This is a genomic window from Mycobacterium sp. NGS49 (assembly GCF_059812565.1).
The window spans coordinates 58,237-78,085 of record NZ_JCALCX010000016.1 but is presented as its reverse complement, the minus strand read 5'-3'; the positions used below and the strand labels follow the sequence as shown (position 1 = coordinate 78,085).

General features: G+C 66.8%; 21 protein-coding genes. 9 read left to right on the top strand and 12 right to left on the bottom strand.

Annotated elements, in window-relative coordinates:
* From AC5Y7D_RS18265 to AC5Y7D_RS18225, 9 genes are read right to left on the bottom strand one after another with little or no spacing between them, the layout of a single operon-like run.
* Window positions 1-1,203: a thiolase family protein gene (locus tag AC5Y7D_RS18265; protein ID WP_499926416.1), complete on the bottom strand. Its 1,203-nt coding sequence runs from the start codon at window positions 1,201-1,203 to the stop codon at window positions 1-3.
* Window positions 1,200-1,631 (bottom strand): MaoC/PaaZ C-terminal domain-containing protein, encoded by a 432-nt coding sequence (locus AC5Y7D_RS18260; protein ID WP_499926415.1) that lies wholly within the window; start codon window positions 1,629-1,631, stop codon window positions 1,200-1,202. Before AC5Y7D_RS18260 ends, AC5Y7D_RS18265 begins: the two co-directional genes overlap by 4 nt.
* Window positions 1,628-2,116 (bottom strand): MaoC family dehydratase, encoded by a 489-nt coding sequence (locus AC5Y7D_RS18255; RefSeq protein WP_499926538.1) that lies wholly within the window; start codon window positions 2,114-2,116, stop codon window positions 1,628-1,630. The genes AC5Y7D_RS18260 and AC5Y7D_RS18255 overlap by 4 nt, the downstream gene beginning before the upstream one ends.
* The gene (locus tag AC5Y7D_RS18250; RefSeq protein ID WP_499926413.1) at window positions 2,109-3,200 is read right to left on the bottom strand and encodes an acyl-CoA dehydrogenase family protein; all 1,092 of its coding nucleotides are present in this window, start codon (window positions 3,198-3,200) and stop codon (window positions 2,109-2,111) included. The genes AC5Y7D_RS18255 and AC5Y7D_RS18250 overlap by 8 nt, the downstream gene beginning before the upstream one ends.
* Window positions 3,201-3,204: 4 nt before the next feature.
* The gene (locus AC5Y7D_RS18245) at window positions 3,205-4,383 is read right to left on the bottom strand and encodes an acyl-CoA dehydrogenase family protein (protein WP_499926411.1); all 1,179 of its coding nucleotides are present in this window, start codon (window positions 4,381-4,383) and stop codon (window positions 3,205-3,207) included.
* Between the two features lie 10 nt (window positions 4,384-4,393).
* The gene (locus AC5Y7D_RS18240; RefSeq protein WP_499926409.1) at window positions 4,394-5,407 is read right to left on the bottom strand and encodes a 1-aminocyclopropane-1-carboxylate deaminase/D-cysteine desulfhydrase; all 1,014 of its coding nucleotides are present in this window, start codon (window positions 5,405-5,407) and stop codon (window positions 4,394-4,396) included.
* A complete protein-coding gene (locus tag AC5Y7D_RS18235; RefSeq protein ID WP_499926408.1) occupies window positions 5,404-6,762 on the bottom strand; it encodes a cytochrome P450 in 1,359 nt (452 codons plus the stop codon). The genes AC5Y7D_RS18240 and AC5Y7D_RS18235 overlap by 4 nt, the downstream gene beginning before the upstream one ends.
* Window positions 6,763-6,819: 57 nt before the next feature.
* A complete protein-coding gene (locus AC5Y7D_RS18230; RefSeq protein WP_499926537.1) occupies window positions 6,820-7,623 on the bottom strand; it encodes a transglutaminase-like domain-containing protein in 804 nt (267 codons plus the stop codon).
* A 22-nt stretch (window positions 7,624-7,645) separates the two neighbouring features.
* The gene (locus AC5Y7D_RS18225; protein ID WP_499926406.1) at window positions 7,646-8,176 is read right to left on the bottom strand and encodes a DUF5994 family protein; all 531 of its coding nucleotides are present in this window, start codon (window positions 8,174-8,176) and stop codon (window positions 7,646-7,648) included.
* Between the two features lie 394 nt (window positions 8,177-8,570).
* Between AC5Y7D_RS18225 and AC5Y7D_RS18220 the strand changes: the two genes are divergently transcribed.
* On the top strand, window positions 8,571-8,774 hold the full coding sequence (locus AC5Y7D_RS18220) for a cold-shock protein (protein WP_499926404.1): 204 nt from the start codon (window positions 8,571-8,573) through the stop codon (window positions 8,772-8,774).
* Between the two features lie 167 nt (window positions 8,775-8,941).
* Here the strand turns inward: AC5Y7D_RS18220 and AC5Y7D_RS18215 are convergent, their stop codons facing one another.
* Window positions 8,942-10,384, bottom strand: coding sequence for an amidase (locus AC5Y7D_RS18215; RefSeq protein ID WP_499926402.1), 1,443 nt, complete (start codon window positions 10,382-10,384; stop codon window positions 8,942-8,944).
* 201 nt (window positions 10,385-10,585) lie between these two features.
* On the opposite strand from AC5Y7D_RS18215, the gene AC5Y7D_RS18210 reads away from it, so the two are divergent.
* On the top strand, window positions 10,586-11,899 hold the full coding sequence (locus tag AC5Y7D_RS18210; RefSeq protein ID WP_499926400.1) for a hypothetical protein: 1,314 nt from the start codon (window positions 10,586-10,588) through the stop codon (window positions 11,897-11,899).
* Here the strand turns inward: AC5Y7D_RS18210 and AC5Y7D_RS18205 are convergent.
* The gene (locus tag AC5Y7D_RS18205; protein ID WP_499926399.1) at window positions 11,878-12,819 is read right to left on the bottom strand and encodes a carbohydrate kinase family protein; all 942 of its coding nucleotides are present in this window, start codon (window positions 12,817-12,819) and stop codon (window positions 11,878-11,880) included. The genes AC5Y7D_RS18210 and AC5Y7D_RS18205 overlap by 22 nt on opposite strands.
* Before the next feature lie 91 nt (window positions 12,820-12,910).
* On the opposite strand from AC5Y7D_RS18205, the gene AC5Y7D_RS18200 reads away from it, so the two are divergent.
* Together AC5Y7D_RS18200 and AC5Y7D_RS18195 are read left to right on the top strand one after the other, a co-directional pair.
* On the top strand, window positions 12,911-13,624 hold the full coding sequence (locus tag AC5Y7D_RS18200; RefSeq protein WP_499926397.1) for an SDR family NAD(P)-dependent oxidoreductase: 714 nt from the start codon (window positions 12,911-12,913) through the stop codon (window positions 13,622-13,624).
* Window positions 13,611-13,979, top strand: a complete 369-nt coding sequence (locus tag AC5Y7D_RS18195) for a nuclear transport factor 2 family protein (protein WP_499926395.1) — start codon at window positions 13,611-13,613, stop codon at window positions 13,977-13,979. The genes AC5Y7D_RS18200 and AC5Y7D_RS18195 overlap by 14 nt, the downstream gene beginning before the upstream one ends.
* A 3-nt stretch (window positions 13,980-13,982) precedes the next feature.
* Here the strand turns inward: AC5Y7D_RS18195 and ligD are convergent, their stop codons facing one another.
* A complete protein-coding gene (gene ligD / locus AC5Y7D_RS18190; protein WP_499926393.1) occupies window positions 13,983-14,942 on the bottom strand; it encodes a non-homologous end-joining DNA ligase in 960 nt (319 codons plus the stop codon).
* A 115-nt stretch (window positions 14,943-15,057) separates the two neighbouring features.
* On the opposite strand from ligD, the gene AC5Y7D_RS18185 reads away from it, so the two are divergent.
* The 5 genes from AC5Y7D_RS18185 (at window position 15,058) to AC5Y7D_RS18165 (ending at window position 19,849) form a co-directional block, all read left to right on the top strand.
* Window positions 15,058-15,276: a hypothetical protein gene (locus AC5Y7D_RS18185; RefSeq protein ID WP_499926391.1), complete on the top strand. Its 219-nt coding sequence runs from the start codon at window positions 15,058-15,060 to the stop codon at window positions 15,274-15,276.
* Window positions 15,277-15,330: 54 nt separating this feature from the next.
* Window positions 15,331-16,134 (top strand): mycofactocin-coupled SDR family oxidoreductase, encoded by an 804-nt coding sequence (locus AC5Y7D_RS18180; RefSeq protein ID WP_499926389.1) that lies wholly within the window; start codon window positions 15,331-15,333, stop codon window positions 16,132-16,134.
* A 44-nt stretch (window positions 16,135-16,178) separates the two neighbouring features.
* Window positions 16,179-17,747, top strand: coding sequence for a long-chain-fatty-acid--CoA ligase (locus AC5Y7D_RS18175; protein ID WP_499926388.1), 1,569 nt, complete (start codon window positions 16,179-16,181; stop codon window positions 17,745-17,747).
* A 140-nt stretch (window positions 17,748-17,887) separates the two neighbouring features.
* On the top strand, window positions 17,888-18,865 hold the full coding sequence (locus AC5Y7D_RS18170) for a YihY/virulence factor BrkB family protein (protein ID WP_499926535.1): 978 nt from the start codon (window positions 17,888-17,890) through the stop codon (window positions 18,863-18,865).
* 51 nt (window positions 18,866-18,916) lie between these two features.
* Window positions 18,917-19,849: an LLM class F420-dependent oxidoreductase gene (locus AC5Y7D_RS18165; RefSeq protein WP_499926386.1), complete on the top strand. Its 933-nt coding sequence runs from the start codon at window positions 18,917-18,919 to the stop codon at window positions 19,847-19,849.

Here is a 19,849-nt window from a genome sequence, read left to right as displayed (position 1 = left end):
TCAGTCGCCCCCCAACACCAGCGCGACCTGCTCGCTCATGATGCCGCCGGTGCCGGTCACGAACGCCGTGTCGCAGTCGCGCACCTGCGCCTGTCCGGAGCGGCCCATGATCTGGCGAGCCCCGTCGACCACATGGTGCATTCCGCCGGCCATACCCGCCTGTCCGAACGACAGTTGCCCGCCTGCAGTGTTGAGCGGGAAGTCCCCGCCGAAGGTGAGGTCGTGCTCGGAGAGCCAGCCCATCCCCTGCCCCTTGCCGCAGAATCCGGCATCTTCCAACGTCATCAGCACGGTGATGGTGTAGCAGTCGTAGATGGAGGCCATATCGACGTCGGACCGGTCAAGTCCCGCCATCACGAAGGCCTTCTCGGCGGCACGGGCTACCGGGGTGTGCAGGAGATCGTCGGCATAGGTGGGCGTCTTGAAGCGGATGTGCTCCCCGAAACCTTTGATCCACACGGGTCGGTGGCGAGCACGACGGGCCACGTCGGCATTGGCGACCAGCACCCCGGCACCGCCCTGCACACGCATCACCGTTTCCAGCATGTGAATTGGATCGGCGATCACCGGACTGTGCAGCACGTCGTCGACGGTGATCGGCTTGCCGTGGAACACCGCGGGCGGGTGGACACCGGCGTTGGTCCGCTGATCGACGGCGATTCTCGCCAAAGCCCGCTCGTCATAACCGTATTCGGCCGCATAGCGCTGTGCGATCTGCGCATACGGAGCGTTCTGGCCGACATTGCCGTAGGGGATCTCGAATTCCGCCTGCGGTGAGCCGTAGTTGTTGCTCGACGCGCCGTACCAACCGAGGCTGCGCGCGGGCCGCAGCTGGGACCGCGGGATCTCCTGCGATCCCGGCACCACCGCCAGCACCGCGTCGCAACTGCCCAATTCGACCGCCGCAGCGGCGCGCCACACCATGCCGGCCGCGGTCGCCCCGCCCAGGTCAACCCGGTCACCGAAGTCCAGTGGGAGCCCCAGGTACTCCGAGAGCGTGGCCGGCGCGAACATGTCCGATTCCGCAATGCCGTGGCACGACAGGCCGTTCACCACGTCGGGCTGCACACCGGCGTCTTCGATCACCAGCCTGGCCAGTAGCGCGTACTGATCGAGGGTGAACGACGGTGGCGCACTCTGGTGCCGCTGCGGCGGCAACTCGGCGATTCCGATGATCGCGGCCTCGCCCCGCAGGCCGGTCACGGGGTGTTCCTGCGCGGCAACCGGACGGTCGCGGTACCCGGCATCAACACGTCGTCGCCGCGCCGGCAGGAGATGTCGAGGTCTACCAATGCCTCGGCATCCCGGGTGCCGGTGACGACCCCGCCGAACCGAAGTTCCTGGCCGGGATAGGCGACCGCACGGTTCTGCACCGAGAAGGACACCAGTCGGCCCGCACCCCCGATCCAATCGGTGAGTGCCCGGGACAACAACGCCGCCTGCAGGGGCCCCTGCACCAGCACGTCGTCGTAGCCTTCGACATTGCGCGCCCAGTCCTTGTCATAATGGATGCGATGCCCGTTGTACGTCGCGGCACTGAACAAGAACATCTGGGTCTCGGTGACGGCGACGGTCAACACCGGTATCGCATAACCGATCTCGATGTCCTCCAGATAGATCTGCCCGGTCATGCGGGGCGCGCGATCATCGACATACCGGCCTCGGCGAGCAGCTCGCGGTGCTGGTTGCGGTATTCGCTGCGCCAGGTCACCAACACGAATCTTCCTGATCGGCCTTGCTTCTCCACGATCGAGGAGATGGTGCGCACCATCTCGACTTCGTCGCGGTGGTAGGCAGGCGCGCCGAAGGTGATGCTGTCGCCGCCGGCCATGCGCCGCGGGGCCCGCGGAAACGCCAAGCCGCCCGTCACCGCACCGGATGACCCGTCGGGCCGCAGGTCACCCAATGCACTCACGCCGAGGATCGCGTACTGCAGGAACAGCGGCGGACAGATCACGTCGCGGTAGCCGCACGACCGCGCGTAGTCGGTGTCGAACCACAACGGGTTGAGGTCGTCGACGGCCGCGGCCCAGCGTTGCCAGTCCCGCTTGTTCACCTCGCCGGTGGCGATGGCGACCACGGTGCCCACCCGCGCAGCGGATTCCGGGTCAATCAGGCTGTCCACTATCCCCCCAATCCATCTCGCCTTCGAGCCATTTCGCGGCCACATCGGTGCCGCCACCCCAGGTCGACAACACCCGGGCGCGCTCGGAGAACAGGTGCAGGTCGGTGTCGACGACATACCCCATCCCACCGTGCAGCTGGTGGGCGTCCAGGGTGATCTGCTTGACGGCCCCGGCGTGCATCCTGGCAATCGCGGTTTCCCGGGTTGCGGTGTGACCGCGACCGATCCGGAACACTGCCGAGTGGGCGGCCAGCCGGGCGGCGGAGAGCGCGATGCGCATGTTGGCCACCAAGTGCTGGGCCGCCTGGAAAGAAGCGATCGGCCGGCCGAATTGCTCGCGTATCTTCGTGTAGTCGACGGTGCGTTGCAGCACCGCCTCGCCCACCCCGACCAGATCCAGGCACAGCAACGCCACCGCGGCATTGGCTACCCGGCGCAGCTCGACGGGGCCGATGCCCACACCCAGAATTCGGGATTCATCGTCGACCGGCACGTCGTCGAACGTGACCGCGGACGCGCGGTGTCCACCCATCATCGGCAGCGGTTCGATGGTGATCCCCGGCGCGGCCGCATCGATCACGAAAACCCCGGTAGCCGAGCCGATTCGGGCGGCGACGACGATCAGGTCGGCCACGTCGGCGTCGGCGACGAAGTCGGCCACGCCGGACAGCCGCCACCGGCCGTGTCCGTCGTCAACGGCGCGCACCAGTGTAGCCAGCGCCGCCGCGTCGCGCGGGTGCCACAACGCCGTTGTCGCGCGGGCATTTCCGGATGTCAACGCCGGCAGCCAGGCGGCGCGCGGGCCCGGCCCGGCCAACCAGTCAATGGCCAGCGCCGCCTGCACGGTGCCGTGAACCGCGGTGGGGCACAGCGAACGTCCGGCCTCGACGCAGAAGACGCCGAGATCGTTCAACCCGCCGCCCGAGCCGCCGTGCGCGTCCGAGATCCCCAGCCCAAGCACGCCGGCCTCGGCCAGCGCCTTCCACAGCGCCGGCGAACTGTGGTCCACGCGTGCCAACACTCCGCGGCACATCGCGGCCAGGTCGCGCTCATCCTGATCGGGAAGCAGTCGCATCCGGTCACCGACCGTAGGAGGGCATGCCGTAGCCGCGCTGGGCGATCACATCGCGCAACACCTCGTTGGCGCCGCCGCCGAAGCGCATCAGCGGCGACACGCGATAGAGGCGCTCGAAGTATCCGCCCAGCGGCGCCTGCGCACTGCGATGTGCCAGCAACCCGTCCGGGCCCAGCAGGTCGAGCGCCAAATCCGCAATGCGCTGGCGTAATTCGCTGGTGAAGATCTTCTCCACGCTCACCTCAACCGAGGGTATGCATCCGTCGTCCAGCATGGATGCCGCCTCGTAACCCATCAGCGTGGCGACTTCGACGTCGGCCTCGGCCTGAGCCAGGCGGCGGCGGAAGGCCGGCTGGTGTGCGGGCACCGACCCGTCGCGCAGCGGTGCCGCCGCCAGTGCCACCAACCCGCACAGGGCCCGCCGCAGATCGCCGGCGTTGGTCAATGCACCCCGCTCCAGATCCAGTGCCCCGGTGATGTAGGCCCAGCCCTTGTTCACCTCGCCGATCAGGTTGCCGGCCGGTACCCGGACATCCTGGAAGAACGTCTCGTTGGTGCGGTAGCCCGACCACGCGTACAACGGCCGCACGGTCACACCGGGACTGTCGATCGGCAGCATGATCACCGAGATACCGCGATGCCGTTGCGCATCGGGGTCGGTACGCACGCAAAGCCATTCGTGCGTGCAGCGCTGAGCCCCGCTGTTCCAGATCTTGGCGCCGTTGATCACCCATTCATCGCCGTCGCGGACGGCCCGGGTGCGCAGGCCGGCCAGGTCGGTGCCGGCATTCGCCTCGGAATAGCCGACGGCGCAGATTATTTCGCCCTTCGCGATGGCCGGAAGGAACTCCTTCTTGTTCTGCTCGGTGCCGTGGCGCATGATCATCGGCGCTACCGAGGTGACCGTGAGATCCGGCCCGGGCACCCCCCAGTATTCGAATTCGCTCATCAGCAAGTGTTGGTGCATCGCGGTCAGTCCGAGGCCGCCGTACTCGCGCGGCCAGTTCAGTCCGAACCAACCGCGTGCACCGATCTTGCGGCGGAATGCAGTCAGCTCGCCGCCCTGGAACTCGAGGTCGTGCTCGGCCATCTCGGCGCGCAACGCGGGGGTGACGTTCTCGCGCAGGAACTGCCGCACCTCGGCCAGCCAGGCCCGCTGCTCGTCGTCGAGCTCGAACTCCACAACCGCGACACTAACCCCGGCCGCACGGTCGCTGACGGCGTGGCCCGTATGTATGGAGATAGAGCACCGGACCGTCGGGTAGTCGGCCGCTGGGGAGCAGGTCGAGCAGCGCTGCCACCGTCTTGGCGGTGTAGACGGGTTCGAGGTGGAGGTTCTCGCTGTCCCGTGCGATTCTCAGGGCGTGCGCGCCCCGGCTGGTCGGGTGGCCGTAGCCGGCGCCCAGCCAGTCACGCAACAACATCAGGCGCGCTGCCGGCGGCGGTGTGCCGGGCAGGCGTGCACCACGGCTTTGCAACAGGCGTGCCGCCCTGCGCGCGAGCGAGGTGATCGAGCGATGATCGAGCCTCAGCTTGTCGTTGACGACCACGCCGATCACCCGGGTGTCGGCAAGACCGGCCAGTGCGAGGCCAAGGTGCAGGCCGGCGATGGTGCCGCCCGATCCGACCGCGGTGACGACGGACGCCGGCTGCGGCATGGCGCCCGCTTCCACCTGTGCGGCGATTTCGAGCGACGCTTCGACGTACCCGAGCACGCCCAGGGGTGACGACCCGCCGGCGGGGAGCAGGTAGGGCCGGCGGTGCCGGAAGTACAGGTAGGGCGTGGCCGCGATCGCCCCAAACTTGTTGTGGGTGAAGGACATGTCGGCGCCCGAGGCGCGCAAGCGGTCGAGTTGAGCCTCGACATGCTCGTCGACCGGCTGATCGATGAGTGCGAGCGCGGTCCGCAGGCCGAATTCCCTGGCGTACAGCGCGGTGGCCAGACCCCAGTTGGTGCCGAGTGCGCCGAACGTCAGGATGGTCCGGCATCGCCGCCTCTTCGCCTCGGGCAGCAGCCATTCCAGCTTACGTACCTTGTTGCCGCCCCAGCCCCCGGTGCCGTAGGCGCCGTCATCCTTGATCCAGAGCGGAGGACCGTCATCGGTCAAGCCGGAGAGTGGACGCACCGGCGTGGGTCCGTCGCCGAGGTTGACGCGGGGCAGTGTGCCGCTTAACTGGGGGAAGCGTTCATGCAGGTAGGCGGTCACTTCGCAACCGCGGGCACCGATCGGGCCGGCGATCCCACCCGGTTGAGCGAGCGGACGCTGGCCCGGGCGCCCCGGTGCGGAATGAAGATGACGTGCTTGAGCTTCTGACGTTCGCCGGCGGCGGTGGTGGTGTCCAGGTCGGTGCGGAGCAGGATCTCACGCAGCACGACCCGCATTTCCATCATGGCGAAGGTGGCGCCGAGGCAGCGGCGGTTGCCACCGCCGAACGGCAGCCAGGTGCTCGGAGTCAGCGTCGCGCCGAGCATCCGATCCGGTTCGAACCGCTCGGGATCCGGATATACCGCGGCGCTGGCGTGCACCAGCACCATCCCGGGGACCAGCATGACGCCGGCCGGCAGTCGGTAACCGGCCAGGTCGACCGGCTCGGTGAGCACCCGGCCCACATCGAACACCACCGGCCGGACGCGCAGCGTCTCCTTGGCCACCGCGTCGAGGTACTCATCCCCCGCCTGGTCACCGGCCGCGCTCGCATGCGCGGCCTGCACCGCCTTGGCGAGGATGGCGGGGTGCCGAGTCAGGCGTTCCAGCGCCCACGACAGCGCGGTCGCGGTGGTGTCGTGGCCGGCCACCAGCAAGGTCATCAGCTGGTCACGCAAATCCCGGTCGGTCAGACCGCTGTCGGCTCGAACCAGCATGGCCAGCGTGTCGGTCCGCTCCGACAGGTGCGGATCGGCGCGGCAGTCGGCGATCTCGGCGTAGAGCAGGCGGTCGGCCTCGGCGATGGTGCGCCGCAATCGCCGCCACGGCCACCGCGCGAGCAGCTTCGGGTTGGCGATGGCGATGCTCTCCCATGGCCCGAGGTTGAGAAGCCGCGGCATGATCGTGCGCAGCGCGGTCAGGCGGTGGGGGTCGGAGGCACCGATCACCGTGCGCAGAATCACCTCGAGGGTGATCTCAGACAGCTTGGGCGCCAAGGCGAATGGTTCCCCCACCGGCCAACCGGCGATGTTCTCCGCTGCGATGACGGCCATCAACTCGGCCTGTCGGGCCACCGCGTCGCGGTGGAACGGCGGCAGCATCAGCCGGCGCCGCTCGCGGTGCACGTCGTCGTCAATCACCAGCAACGAGCTGTCACCCAGCAGACCGCGCAGGATCCTGTTGGCTTCACCGGCATGAAACACGCCGGGATCGCCGGCAAACACGGTCTTGATGTCAACCGGGTCACCCAAATAGACCATGGTGCCCACCAGCGCCACGCGCAGGGTGAATATGCTGCCATAGCGGCGCTGGCAGGCAGCAACGATCGACGGCCCGCGTCCCATCATCAGCGCGGCCAACACCCAGCCGGGCAAGCGGGGACCGGGTGGCAGCGTCGCAGAGTTTCCCGTCGGCATTGTTCGATCGTCGACGCCGAGGGCTACCGGGTCAACTGCCGCGCATGGCGTACCAGCTCAGCCGATCGCAACCATCTGGTCGATCTCGTCGGTGGGAAGCTCTCCGTCGACGATCGCGGTCACCATCATGGTGCTCAAGCTGATAGCACCCCGATAGTTGGTCAGGAAGGCGAGATCGGCGGCGTCCCGGCCGGTGGCGATACGCACCAACGACTGCCTCGGAGCCAACAGTGTGCCGTCTACCGCCCACCACTCGCCTGCGACGAATGCCTCGGCGACCGCGTGAAAATCCATGGGGTACAAGCCAGGAGCGTATACCGACACCATCCGGGCCGGTACATTGACCGCCCGCAGCAGGGCGACCACCAGGTGCGCGAAGTCGCGACAGACGCCGGCACCGGCAAGCAGCGTCTCCACCGCACCGTCGATCGGATCACTGCTTCCGGGAACGTAATTAAGCCGGGAGCCGACCCACAGCGACACCCTCTCCAGCAGCGCCGTCGAGTTCAGGTAGTTCCCGAACTCGGTCGCCGCGAACCCGTACAGCTTGTCGGACTCGGCGTATCGGCTTGGTCGCAGATACATCGAGAGATCGTGCTCGGCGACGGGCGCCGGCCCGGTCGACCCTACGATCGTGGCCTCGTAGCGGACCGCCAGGTTGCCCGCAGGGGCGTCCAAGATATGGATCCGGTTGCCGTGCGTACCTTGGATCTCGCGTGCCTCGACCGGACGCCCGTCCAGCACGAACGACAATTGTTCTGACACTTCAGCATTCGGATGCGGTGCTACCGCGATCTGGAACTCCAGCCTGGCCGGCTCGCAGATCTGGACCTCCAGCGCCGACCCGACATGACGCTTCATCACCAGATCCCGCTGCGGTGCATCAATCGGCCAGGACCGGATCTGCAGCGCCATTGTGCTGGTCGATCTCCGCGCCCAGCCGCCCGTCGAGCGATTGGCTTTCCGCACGGGCCGCGCGCACGATGTGATCGCCGGCCCGGAACGTCTGGGTGGTCAATTCCGACGGCATGATCGGAAGGTCCGCGGCCTGGCGCAACAACATGAGCGCCAGCGTGCTTGAAGTTCGGCAGGGCACCACCAGGAGGTTCGCGCAGGCATGGCTGCCGCTGACCACCATGAGACGTTGCCGGGTGACGCCCCCGCCCGGCAACGAACCCTTTGCACCACAGAGCGAATCCAGATCCGGCGACGCCTGCAAGGACGTCCAGTTGACACTGATCGCGACGACCTGACCCAATCGTGGCGACAGAACCTCGATCAGCTCGGGAAGCTCGCCGGCGATGGAGGCCGAGTGCGGCCACCACGCCCCGTCCAGGGCCGCGCCCAACTCCGTTGCCAGGGTGAGCCGGACCGGGCTGGCCAAGCGCCGGGCGGACAACCCGCTGTACGTCACGAGAAATCTCGTTGCAGCACTCGGAATTTCATAGACGACCCTTCTTCCGGCTGAGCCAGTACATCAAGGTGAGGATCGACAGAATGAAGCCAATCACACACGATCGTTAAGCTGTAGGGATACGGGCAGATCGGCGTTGGCTAATCGAACGTTCACCATAGATGCTACACCGTGGGTGAGTAAGTCGGCGGTTCTTTCGCGGCGTCGTCAGATACCGCTCGTGACAGCATGATTCGATGGCCAACCGACGAAGGAAGGCGCGCCTGCGTGATATCGGGCTTCGATCGTGGGATTTCGGCGGCGACCCGAAGGTGACGACAGGCGGGACCGACCGTGCTAGTCTGACGGGGGATGCTTCTCGGCATCCGTTCAGAATGAGAGAGTAGATCAACGTATGACACAGGGAACTGTGAAATGGTTCAACAGCGATAAAGGTTTCGGATTCATCGCACCCGACGGCGACACCGGAGACGTGTTCGTTCACTATTCCGAGATCAGCGGGAATGGTTACCGTTCGCTGGAGGAAAACCAACGGGTTCAATTCGAGATCGGCCAAGGCGCCAAGGGTCCCCAGGCTACGGGAGTGACCCTCATCTAGCCAGACAGATTCTTCACACATGGGCCGGCAGGCGATGTCCTGCCGGCCCATGTTTGTCCGGTGCCGACGCCAGCAGCCCCTGCGCCATCTGTTGCGCATACCGGTCATAAGCGCCGCTGCGCCAACGGTTTACGATGCCGATCTGGCGGCCTAACTCTCTTCGAACGTCACGGAACCGCGGGATGGTGTCCTGACCACGGGTGTGCCGATTCCAGTTGAGCGGCAACGCGAATCAATACGTCTTCCCGTCCGTATCCGGCGACGAGCTGAATGCCGATGGGCAGCCCACGGGCATCACGGTGCAACGGCAGGCTTATTGCCGGCTGGCCGCTCATGTTGAACGGCGGTGTGAACGAGGCGAATTCGCCGCCGCGGCGCATCGGCGCGGTCGGATGCTGCGGGTTGTTCTCGAACTCCGCCAGTGCGGGCGGCGGTTCCGACACCGTCGGCGTCAGCAACAGGTCCCAGCCGTCGACCCACCACTGCTGCAACGCGCGGCGGAACGCATACACCGCGTTTTCCGCCGCGGCGTACTCCACCGCGGTCACCTGCTTGGCCCGCTCGATCAGCACCCAGTTGACCGGCTCGATGTCCTGGGCCGTCACCTCACGACCGAGCGTCTCACCGAAGCCGCGCGCCGCCATCGCCATCTGCGTCACCCACAACGCCATGAACTTCTGCTGCAGGGTGGGATCTGCCAGACACGACGGCCATGCCGGTTCGACGTGGTGCCCCAGGCCTTCCAACATCGACGCGGCCGCACGCACTGCGGTAACGCAGTCATCGTGCAGGAAACCGCCGCGCGGGTGGACGTCAAGCAGTCCGATGCGCAAACGGCCCGCGTCGGCGCCGAGTTCGTCCAGATAGGGCCGCTGCGGCTCGGGCGCGATGATGGTATCGCCGACACCGGGACCGCGCACGGCTTCGAGCAGACCGGCCGTGTCGCGCACCGTGCGGCTGACGCACAGTTCCACGCCGAGTCCCGCTTCGGCGCGCTTGGGCCCCACGGTGATGCGGCCCTGGCTCGGTTTCAAACCGACCAACCCGCAGCAGGACGCCGGAATCCGGATGCTGCCGCCGCCGTCGGAGGCGTTGGCGAACGGCACCATCCCGACCGCAACGGCGGCGGCCGCACCACCACTGGACCCGCCCGGCGTCCGGTCCAGCTCCCACGGGTTTCGCGTCGGCCCCCAGGCCAGCGGCTGGGTGGTCGGCAGGCTGCCCATTTCGGGGCTGTTGGTCCGTCCGGCGATCACCAGCCCGGCCGCCTTGAAGCGTGCCACCAGCGTGGTGTCGGCGGTGTCGATCTTGCCCGCCTGTTTGAGCGCCACATTGCCATTGGAGAGCGTCTGCCCGGCGAAGCTGGTGTAGAGGTCCTTGAGCAGGAAGGGCACGCCGCGGAACGGGCCGTCGGGCAAGCCGGGGCCGGCGGCGACCGACCGGGCGTGCTCGAACCATTCGATGACCACCGCGTTCAACGACGGGTTGGACCGCTCGATGCGTTCGATCGCGGCTTCCAACAGCTCGCCGGGCGTCACCTCACCCTTGGCCACCAGCGCCGCCTGGTCCGTTGCGTCCATCCAGCGTGTCTCTTCGGCGAGCCCAGTCATGGCACTCGGTCTACCACGACAGAGTCCGGCACGACACATGCGCTCGCCGGTAGCCGCTGTCCGGTCAATGCGCCGGCGAACGGGACAACCGAACCGGTGATCCCCAGCCGCGCATCTTTCTTTCGAGTTATCGCTCGATTCGCAGTTCGCCGCGCGCCCCATTAGGCTCAAGGAACACCGGACTTAGCGGGGGGAACGCTGATGACTGTGCTGAACAGGCTATTTGTGTCCGCTGGCAAACATTCGCTGGCCACCTTGGCCGCTGCCGCCGCGCTCGTTGGATGCGCCACGTCGGCGACCGTGACACCGCCCGCAGCGCAAACGACGCACACCACCGTCAAACCACCACCCAATACCGTTGCGCCACCACCGCCGCACATCAGTCCGTTGGCCAAGGATTGGAAAACCTACGGCGACACGGTGTACTTCGGCTGCCCCACCGAATTCTCCGTCGGCAAAACCGCTATAGAAGACATCCGCCCGAAAATCCTCGATCCGGCCAGCGCGGATCTGATCGTGCCGGCGGTGCCTATGGTTGCCACAGGCGAGACCGTCACCGGCGCAATGTGCGCCCTGTCGAACAACGTCAGCGACATGAAGGTGGTCTACGTAGTCGCGACTATAACTCTCGGGGCCGCCAAGGCCACCGCGTACTTGTTCGACCTCAAATCCAGTCAGCCGCTGGTAACCAGGGATCTGCTCCCGCCCACGCCCGAACTCGCACTCGCCCCCGCCAAAGACTGGCGGCTTGCTCCGACTACCACCGGCGTGGCCTGGGTCAACGCTTTCAGCGACGGGCGCGGCGCCCAGTCCGCCCCGAAGACGACCGTGTTGTCCAATACCGACCTGGCCACGCTGTGGGACGATGCGCAGCAGGGCCGCGTCTGGCCGGACGTCCTGTCCTTCCCGCGCGGCCCGGGCGCCGAATTGCGGCTGCCCACCGGCCAACCCGTCTACCAGGACGACGACGTCGCGACCATCGATGCCGAATTATCAGACGGGCCCGACAAACTCGTGCAGATCACGCACTGGGAATCGCACAACCCGCCGGTGATGTCCACCACTTTCTTCGACCTGACATCCCGGTCCCTGGTGAAACTCGTTGACACCGAACGGATTTCCGGCGGCGCGCTGGCGGCAACACTTTCGGACGGAAAGCTTTTCATCGACGGGCGCGGCTCGGCTAGTTCTCAGTTCGGCTACGGAGTCTGGAATCTGCGCACCCAGCACTGGGATCTGCTCACCGCGCGGGACGAGGCGAAGAAGCAACCGATCTCGAAGCTGGCGTTCTTCAGCGACCACCTGTACGTCACCAATTCCGGCAGCACGTATTCCGTGCTTGCGCTGCCCGGCACCAACCCGGTCGCACCGAACTGGTCCGACCGGCCGTTCGGCCGGATATCCGGCTGGACCCTGGTATGCCGCGGCGAAACCGCCCCCCAGCAGAACGGGGACTGCCGGGAAATTCTGTTGGTGCGCGACAACGACGGCCGCTACCCGGGTCCCTGGTTCTGAGCCATGAAGGCCTCCACCAGCCCGAGGTCGTAGGACCCCGCGTCGGTGCCGACGCCGCCCGCAACCTGCGCCGCGGTGGCACAGCCGAGACGTGCCGATTCGGTGAGGTCACGTCCCAGCGCGCGACCGAGGATGAACCCCGCCGAGAACGCGTCGCCACATCCGGTGGTGTCGACGACGTCGACGGCGTGCGCGGGCACCGCGATGGTTTCGTCCGCAGCGACGACGAGAGCGCCGTCGGCGCCACGGGTGACCGCGACGCAGCCGGCGCCGGCTTCCAGCAGGGCCCTGGCGCCGGTCTCCAGATCGGTGGCACCGGTGCAGCCGAGAACCTGCTCGTCGTTGGGCAGCAGGTAGTCGGTGTGCGGCAGGGCGTCCGCGATCCACGCCAGCAAGCCCGGGTTGCCACCGGCGAGGATGTCGACCGACGTCGACAACCCGTGGTCTTTGGCGCGCTTGAGCAGTGTCGCGGCGGCCGGACCGCCGAGGAATTCCGGGCCGCCCAGATGCAGGTGGGATCCGCGGGCGATGTCGTCGAGGTCGAGGGCATCGAGACTGAGGGTGGTGTTGGCGCCCGGACAATGCCAGGCGGGCCGGTCGCCGTTGGGGCGCACTGGGATTACCGACGCCGAGGTCTGGCTTGCCGCGGCGCGCACCAGGCCGCCGACGTCGACGCCGTTGGCACCGAGCAACCCCAGCAGCACGTCACCGAGCGCATCGGCGCCGACGGCTCCGTAGGAACGGACCCGGGCGCCCAGGCGGCTCAGGACGACAGCGGTGCCGCCCGCGGTACCGGCCGGGGAGATTTTGATGGTCTCGACCAACTGCCCGTCGGAGCCGTCCGGAATGGACGTGACGCCGATGACGTGAGTGTCGAGGACGTGCACGCCGACAACGGCAATGTCGACCTGGCTCAGCATGTGTCTTCCTTCCTGATGCGGGACCCGCCGCGGCAGCCGGAATGTTCCGGAGCCTAATGGTTGTTGACGACGACACCGGCATAGGGAAGGAATGCACATGACCGACCGTGTCGCCATCATCACGGGCGCCTCGCAAGGAATCGGCAGCGCTCTGGTCGACGGATACCGCCGACGCGGCTACGCCGTGGTCGCCAACTCGCGCCGCATCTCGCAGAGCAGCGATCCGCTGCTGCTCGCGGTGCCCGGCGACGTGGCGCGGCCCGGTGTCGGCGGCCAAATCGTGGAAGCGGCGCTGGAACGGTTCGGGCGGGTGGACACCGTCGTGAACAACGCCGGGATCTTCGTCCCCAAGCCGTTCACGGAATACACCGACGAGGACTACGACGCCGTCACCGGGGTGAATCTACGCGGCTTCTTTGAGGTTTCGCGTGCCGCGATCGCAGCGATGCTGACCCGGGAGGAAGGCGGCCACGTGGTGAACATCTCCACCAGTCTGGTCGACCATCCCAATTCCGGGGTGCCCGCGGTGCTGGCGTCGCTCACCAAGGGCGGCCTCAATGCGGCGACCAAGGCGCTGGCCGTCGAGTATGCGGGCCGGGGCATCCGCGTCAACGCCGTCGCACTGGGCAATATCCGCACACCCATGCATGACCCGTCGATCCACGACGTGCTGGCGAAGATGCATCCACTTGGCAGACTGGGCGAGATCGGCGAAGTCGTGGACGCGGTGCTGTACCTGGAAGGCAACTCGTTCGTCACGGGCGAGATCTTGCACGTCGACGGAGGCCAAAGTGCCGGGCACTGAACTCGAAGACGTCGTCCGCGCGGTGTTGGACCGGTGGAAGGCGGGGATCGACAGCCACGAACCCGATCGAGTGGCCGAGCAGTTCACCGAGGATGCCATCTTTCAGGGGCTGCGCCCGTACAGCGTTGGGCGACAGGGTGTTTCCGATTATTACGACACACAACCGCGCGGCATGACGGTGTCCTACCGCGTGCTGGAGACCCGAGCTGTCGCGGCCGGCGCCGTACTCGGTTACCTGTACGCCGACTTTTCTTTTCCCGATGGGTCCGTCACCAGCGTGCGGATCGGCGTGCTGGTCACCCGAGGCGTCGACGGCTGGCGCATCGCGTATTACCAGGCTTCCCGAACCGACTGATTCTCAGCTCTTTTCAGCCCGCCGCGCCCGGGCGCGTCGCTTGCCTTCGTGCATCGCAGCGACCCGGGCGACCGGGATGGAGCGGCCCTGCTCGATGAGATCGCTCGGCAACCGTTGCGGCGCAGGCATCGACTCGGCCCAGGCGTCGCGCCCGCAGAGGGCATCGATCGCGGTGTGCACCGTGAAGTCAGCCGGGTTCACCCGATCCAGGTCCGACCAATCCAGTGGAAACGACACCGGGGTTCCCGGGCGCAACCGCGGGCTGTACGGGGCCGCAACTGTGGCGCCACCGGCGCGCGTCGCATCGACGAACACCTTCCCCGCGCGGTCCTCCACGATGAAAGCCGTTGTCGCAGAATCGGGGTCGAGCGCCTCGGCCCGAGCGGCCAGCGCCCGGGTGGCCGCCGCGACGTCGTCGACGGGCGCGTGGCTGTCGATCGGCACGAAGACGTGCAGGCCTTTGGCGCCGCTGGTCTTGACCGCGCCTGCCAGACCGCAATCCTGCAGCGCGTGCCGGACGAGGTGGGCCACCTTGACCACCGCGGCGAAATCATCGTCGGCGGGCGGGTCGAGGTCGAGCACGAGGTGCGTCGGCCGATAGATGTCGTCGGCCAGACCCAACGCGGGGTGGTACTCGACCGCTCGCTGATTGGCGAGCCACAGCAGGGTGCGCCGGTCGTCGCACACCGGGTAATGCACCTGGCGGTGGGAGGCGTCCGCCCAGATCGCAACCGTGCGCACCCACTCCGGGGTGTACTTCGGCACGTTCTTCTGCATGAAGGGCGCCCGTCCGCGCAGCACTCTGAGCACGGTGAGCGGTCGTCCGGCCAGAGCCGGCAACATCCTGTCTGACACCGCGTCGAGGTAGTCGACCAGATCGCGTTTGGTGGCAGCGGCATCGGGACTCAGCGGCTGATCCAGATTTGTCAGCTCAACCCCCGCGCGCTGCTCGCCGGCGCTCATATGCAAAGCGTATGCGCTTGTTCTCGGCCGGCTCCGAACCGCGCGCCGCGCGCTATCGTTGACCTTGCATGCAGTTCGCTTCAGAACCATGCAGTTCGCTAGAGGACAGAGTCAGATGATCGCAGCCAAGATGTTCATCGCAGCAGCGCTGACCGCAGGGGCGTTGGTGGCGGCCCCACCGGCCCAAGCGGACTACGGCCCCGGCGATCCGCCCTGTCCGGCCACCGGATGCCAGCCGCCACCCAAAGCCACCCCGCCACCCGTTCGGGGCGTCCTGGGATGCGTGCGGGGTGTCTGCATCCCCAATCCCCGTCCGCCCTGGCAGCGCCGCTGACCTGAAGAGCTCCCGGCGTCACTGGTTTCGCGGCCGGGGGCTAACGTCGGCGCCATGGGCGCTTTGGCTGGCCGGGTTGCACTGATCACCGGAGGGGCCCGCGGGCAGGGGCGCGCACATGCGCTGGCGCTGGCGGCCGAAGGTGCCGATATCGTCGCCGCCGATGCGCCCGGGCCGATGGCGGACCTGACCTACCCGCTCGGCACCGAGGATGACCTGCGCGAGACTGCCAGGCTTGTCGAACAGCTGGGACGGCGCTGCCTGCCGCTGACCGTCGACGTGCGTGACTCGCCGCAGGTCAACGGTGCGGTCGAACAGACGGTTCGCGACCTCGGCCGTCTCGACATCGTCGTGGCCAACGCCGGCATCGTCAGCACCGGGCCGTTGGATCAGGTGAGCGACCAGATGTGGCGGCAACTCGTCGACACCAACTTGACCGGCGTGTTCCATACGCTGCGGGCGACCATCCCGGTGTTGCGGCAACAGCGATTCGGCAGGATCGTGGTGACTTCCTCGATGGGCGGCCGGATGGGGATCCCCGATCTGGCCGCCTACAACGCCACCAAATGGGGAATCATCGGACTCGCCAAGTCCGTGGCCCTGGAGGTCGCCAAAGAGGGCATCACCGTCAACGTCATCTGCCCGACGACCACCCAGACGCCGATGGTGCAGCCCGCCGGTGGCGAAGACGTGCCCGATGATCTGGTGCGGCGCATGATGAGGGCCAATCCGATACCCCAACCGTGGCTGCAGCCCGACGATGTCAGCCGGGGCGTCGTGTACCTGGTCACCGACCCGGGGGTCATCACCGGCAGCGTGTTAGAAGTTGGGCTGGGCGGCAGCGCCCGCATCCACTGATCAGAACCTTTCCGACTCGCCACCTGACATGGAAGGCTCAGCACATGCCTGACCTCGCAGACCCTCGCTTTCTGGATGACCGTCTGGCCCACTGGGCTGCCACCAAGCCCGACGACGAGGCGATCGACTATCTGGACCGGAAGTGGACCTGGGCGCAGTGGAACGATCGGGTGCGCCGGCTGGCCGGTGCTCTGAGCGCATTCGGTATCAAGCGCGGAGATGTGGTGGCGTTTCTGGACAAGAACCATCCGGCGTGTGTCGAGCTCACCTTTGCCGCGGCGTCGTTGGGCGCGGCCAACGCAATCATCAACTTCCGGCTTGCGGCCGACGAACTCGACTATGTGCTCAACGATTCGGGCGCCAAGGTGCTGATCGTCGGTGCCGAGCTGAAGCCGAGTATCGACAAGATCCGCGGCGACCTCACCCATGTCGAGCACGTCATCACGGTCACCCCCGAAGGCGGGGACGGCGACGAATACGAAGCCCTGCTGGCCGGGGCGACGCCGGTGGGAAGAGCCGACGATGTCGAACCCGACGACGTGTGCATCATCATGTACTCCTCGGGTACCACCGGGCGCCCCAAGGGAGTCCAGCTGACGCAGGCGAACATGATCGCGCACACGATCAACGCCCACGAGGGTTTCGAATTCGAACCCGGCGACAAGAGCATGGTGTCGATGCCGCTGTTCCACGTCGGCGGCTCGTCCTATGTCCAGTTCGGCATCCACGACGGGGTGCCCAGCGTGATGACGCGTGACGTCGACGGCATCACCTTGGCGGGCGCGATCCTCAAGGGCGCCAACAGAACATTCCTGGTGCCCGCGGTGCTGGCGAAGGTGCTGGAGTCCGGTGCGGACGCGGTGAAGCTGTTCGGCGCGCTCAAGACGTATTCGTATGGCGCGTCACCGATGCCGCTGCCGCTGCTGCGCGCGGCGTTGGAAGCATGGCCGAACACCGACTTCATCCAGGCTTACGGGCTGACCGAATTGTGTGGTGTGATCAGCCATCTGCTGCCCGAGGCCCACCGTGCCACCGACCACCCGGAGCGGCTCAGCAGTGCCGGAACGCTGGTGCCGGGTGCGGAGGTGCGCGTCGTCGACCCGTACACGCTGAAGGACGTGCCGACCGGCGAGCAGGGTGAATTGTGGTTCCGTTCACCGCAATTGATGAAGGGCTATCACAACAGGCCGGATGCGACGGCCGAGGCGATCACCGAGGATGGCTGGTTCCGCACCGGCGACATCGGGCGCGTCGACGACGACGGCTACGTCTTCGTCGAGGACCGGCTCAAGGACATGATCATCTCGGGCGGCGAGAACATCTACTCGATCGAGGTGGAGCAGGTATTGGCCGAACATCCGGCGGTCGCCGACGTCGCGGTCATCGGGGTGCCCGACGACAAGTGGGGCGAGGTGGTGAAAGCCGTTGTCTCCCTTGAGGGTGAAGCCACCGCAGAGGAGATCATCGCCTTCGCCCGCGAGCGGCTTGCGGCCTACAAGTGCCCGAAGACGATCGACTTCGCCGATGAATTGCCGCGCAACCCGACCGGCAAGATCCTCAAGAAGGAGTTGCGCAAGCCGTACTGGGAGGGTCGCGACCGCGCGACCGTGTGAGCAGCGCGCCGCGGCCACCTCCGACGCGGGGTTTGCACCCCCGAACTGGGCGCTCCCGCGAACGATTGACCGTGCCCGATTTCGGGTATCTCCCGCAACAATCCCGGGTGGGGATTCGGCAGAACGTGAAACGAGCGGCGATGGTCGGCTGGCTGGACAGATTGCAGCAACGCAATCGCACGGTGGGCGTGGCCATCGCGGTCATCTACAAATACGTCGACGATCAGGGCGGCTATCTCGCGGCGCTGATCACCTACTACGCCTTCGTGTCGCTGTTTCCGCTGTTGTTGCTGCTGACTACCGGCCTCGGGGTGTTGCTCGCCGGCAGACCCGACCTGCAGGCACAAGTGTTGCAGAGCACACTGAGTCAGTTCCCGGTGATCGGCAGCCAGTTGCATCAGCCGGAGGGACTCAGCGGCGGAGCGGGCGCGGTGGCGGTCGGCGTTTTCGGTGCGCTCTACGGAGGTCTGGGCGTCGGGCAGGCGTTGCAGAACGCGATGGATTCGGTGTGGGCAGTGGAACGGCACCAGCGTCCCGACGTGATCCGATCGCGGTTGCGTAGCTTGCTGCTGCTGTTGGTTCTCGGTTCGGCGGCGATCGCGACTACCCTGCTCTCCGCCTTCGCCCATGCCAGCAGCACGCTGGGCGTGTTCGGCAGGATCGGCGCCACCCTCGCCGCGGTCGCGATCAACGCGGTCATCTGCCTGGTCGCATTTCGGGTCACCACCGCACGGGAACTCACCTACCGGCAGGTGTTGCCAGGGGCCATCGCGGCGGCCGTCGTCTGGCAGATACTGCAGTGGTTCGGTGCCGGCTACATCGGGCACGTCGTGCGCACCTCCAGCGCGACCAACAGCGTGTTCGCACTGGTCCTCGGGATGCTGGCCTTCCTGTTCCTGATTTCGTCGACACTGGTGCTGTGCGCGGAGATCAACGTCGTGTTGGTCGAAAACCTGCACCCGCGCTCGTTGCTCACGCCCTTCTCCGACGACGCGGACCTCACCGCGGCCGACCGGAAGACCTACGCCAGCAAGGCCAAGGCCGAGCGGGTCAAGAGCTCGCAGCGCGTCACCGTCAGGTTCGACGATTCCGATCCCGAGTCCACTAAAGTACCCTGAGTCGTCGGTGCCGCTATCCCGTTGCGGTGCAAAGAGATACCGAAGGAAAACATGGACTTCCGGGCTTTCGTCGAGCCACAACAAGGCGCCACCTACGCCGACCAGTTGGCAGTGGCCCGCGCCGCCGAGGACCTCGGCTTCGATGCGTTCTTCCGCTCCGATCATTACCTGGCCATGAGCGGTGACGGTGGTCCGGGACCGACCGACTCGTGGGTGACGCTGGGCGCGATCGCCCGCGAGACATCGCGCATCCGGTTGGGCACGTTAGTGACGTCCGCGACGTTCCGCTACCCGGGACCGTTGGCGATCGCCGTGGCACAGGTTGACGAAATGAGCGGCGGCCGTGTGGAATTCGGCCTGGGCAGCGGCTGGTTCGAAGCCGAGCACCAGGCATACGGGATACCGTTTCCGTCGGTGCGGGAACGCTTCGACCGGCTGACCGAACAACTCGCCATCATCACGGGTTTATGGAGATCAACGGAGGGCGAGACGTTCGACTACGCCGGTGAGCATTACACGATCACCGGCTCACCGGGGCTACCCAAACCGGTGCAAGACCCGCATCCCCCGATCGTGATGGGGGGCACCGGCGCCAAACGGACGCCCGCGCTGGCGGCGGAGTATGCGGCCGAATTCAACGTGCCCTTCGCGACCATCGATGTGGTGCGGACACAATTCCAGCGAGTGGCCGATGCGGTCGCGGCGGCTGACCGCGCCGCCGACTCGATCGTCTACTCGAGCGCCTTCGTGCTCTGCGCCGGCCGCGACGAATCCGAGGTGGTCCGTCGCGCAGCGGTGATCGGGCGCGAGGTTGACGAGATGCGGTCCAACAGTCCCCTGGTCGGCACGCCGAACGAGATCGTCGACAAATTGGGGCCGTGGGGTGAGTTGGGCGTGCAACGGGTCTACGCGCAGCTGCTCGACATGTCGGACTTGGCGCACCTGGAGCTGTTGGCCAGTGAGGTGATGCCGCAGCTGGGGTAG

Excerpts from the sequence above, each read along its gene's own strand:
- AC5Y7D_RS18260 (WP_499926415.1), bottom strand. The coding sequence starts at position 1,631 with ATGACCGGGCAGATCTATCTGGAGGACATCGAGATCGGTTATGCGATA.
- AC5Y7D_RS18250 (WP_499926413.1), bottom strand. The coding sequence starts at position 3,200 with ATGCGACTGCTTCCCGATCAGGATGAGCGCGACCTGGCCGCGATGTGC.
- AC5Y7D_RS18235 (WP_499926408.1), bottom strand. The coding sequence starts at position 6,762 with ATGCCGACGGGAAACTCTGCGACGCTGCCACCCGGTCCCCGCTTGCCC.
- AC5Y7D_RS18230 (WP_499926537.1), bottom strand. The coding sequence starts at position 7,623 with ATGAAGCGTCATGTCGGGTCGGCGCTGGAGGTCCAGATCTGCGAGCCG.
- AC5Y7D_RS18220 (WP_499926404.1), top strand. The coding sequence starts at position 8,571 with ATGACACAGGGAACTGTGAAATGGTTCAACAGCGATAAAGGTTTCGGA.
- AC5Y7D_RS18215 (WP_499926402.1), bottom strand. The coding sequence starts at position 10,384 with ATGACTGGGCTCGCCGAAGAGACACGCTGGATGGACGCAACGGACCAG.
- AC5Y7D_RS18210 (WP_499926400.1), top strand. The coding sequence starts at position 10,586 with ATGACTGTGCTGAACAGGCTATTTGTGTCCGCTGGCAAACATTCGCTG.
- AC5Y7D_RS18205 (WP_499926399.1), bottom strand. The coding sequence starts at position 12,819 with ATGCTGAGCCAGGTCGACATTGCCGTTGTCGGCGTGCACGTCCTCGAC.
- AC5Y7D_RS18200 (WP_499926397.1), top strand. The coding sequence starts at position 12,911 with ATGCACATGACCGACCGTGTCGCCATCATCACGGGCGCCTCGCAAGGA.
- ligD (WP_499926393.1), bottom strand. The coding sequence starts at position 14,942 with ATGAGCGCCGGCGAGCAGCGCGCGGGGGTTGAGCTGACAAATCTGGAT.
- AC5Y7D_RS18185 (WP_499926391.1), top strand. The coding sequence starts at position 15,058 with ATGATCGCAGCCAAGATGTTCATCGCAGCAGCGCTGACCGCAGGGGCG.
- AC5Y7D_RS18180 (WP_499926389.1), top strand. The coding sequence starts at position 15,331 with ATGGGCGCTTTGGCTGGCCGGGTTGCACTGATCACCGGAGGGGCCCGC.
- AC5Y7D_RS18175 (WP_499926388.1), top strand. The coding sequence starts at position 16,179 with ATGCCTGACCTCGCAGACCCTCGCTTTCTGGATGACCGTCTGGCCCAC.
- AC5Y7D_RS18170 (WP_499926535.1), top strand. The coding sequence starts at position 17,888 with ATGGTCGGCTGGCTGGACAGATTGCAGCAACGCAATCGCACGGTGGGC.
- AC5Y7D_RS18165 (WP_499926386.1), top strand. The coding sequence starts at position 18,917 with ATGGACTTCCGGGCTTTCGTCGAGCCACAACAAGGCGCCACCTACGCC.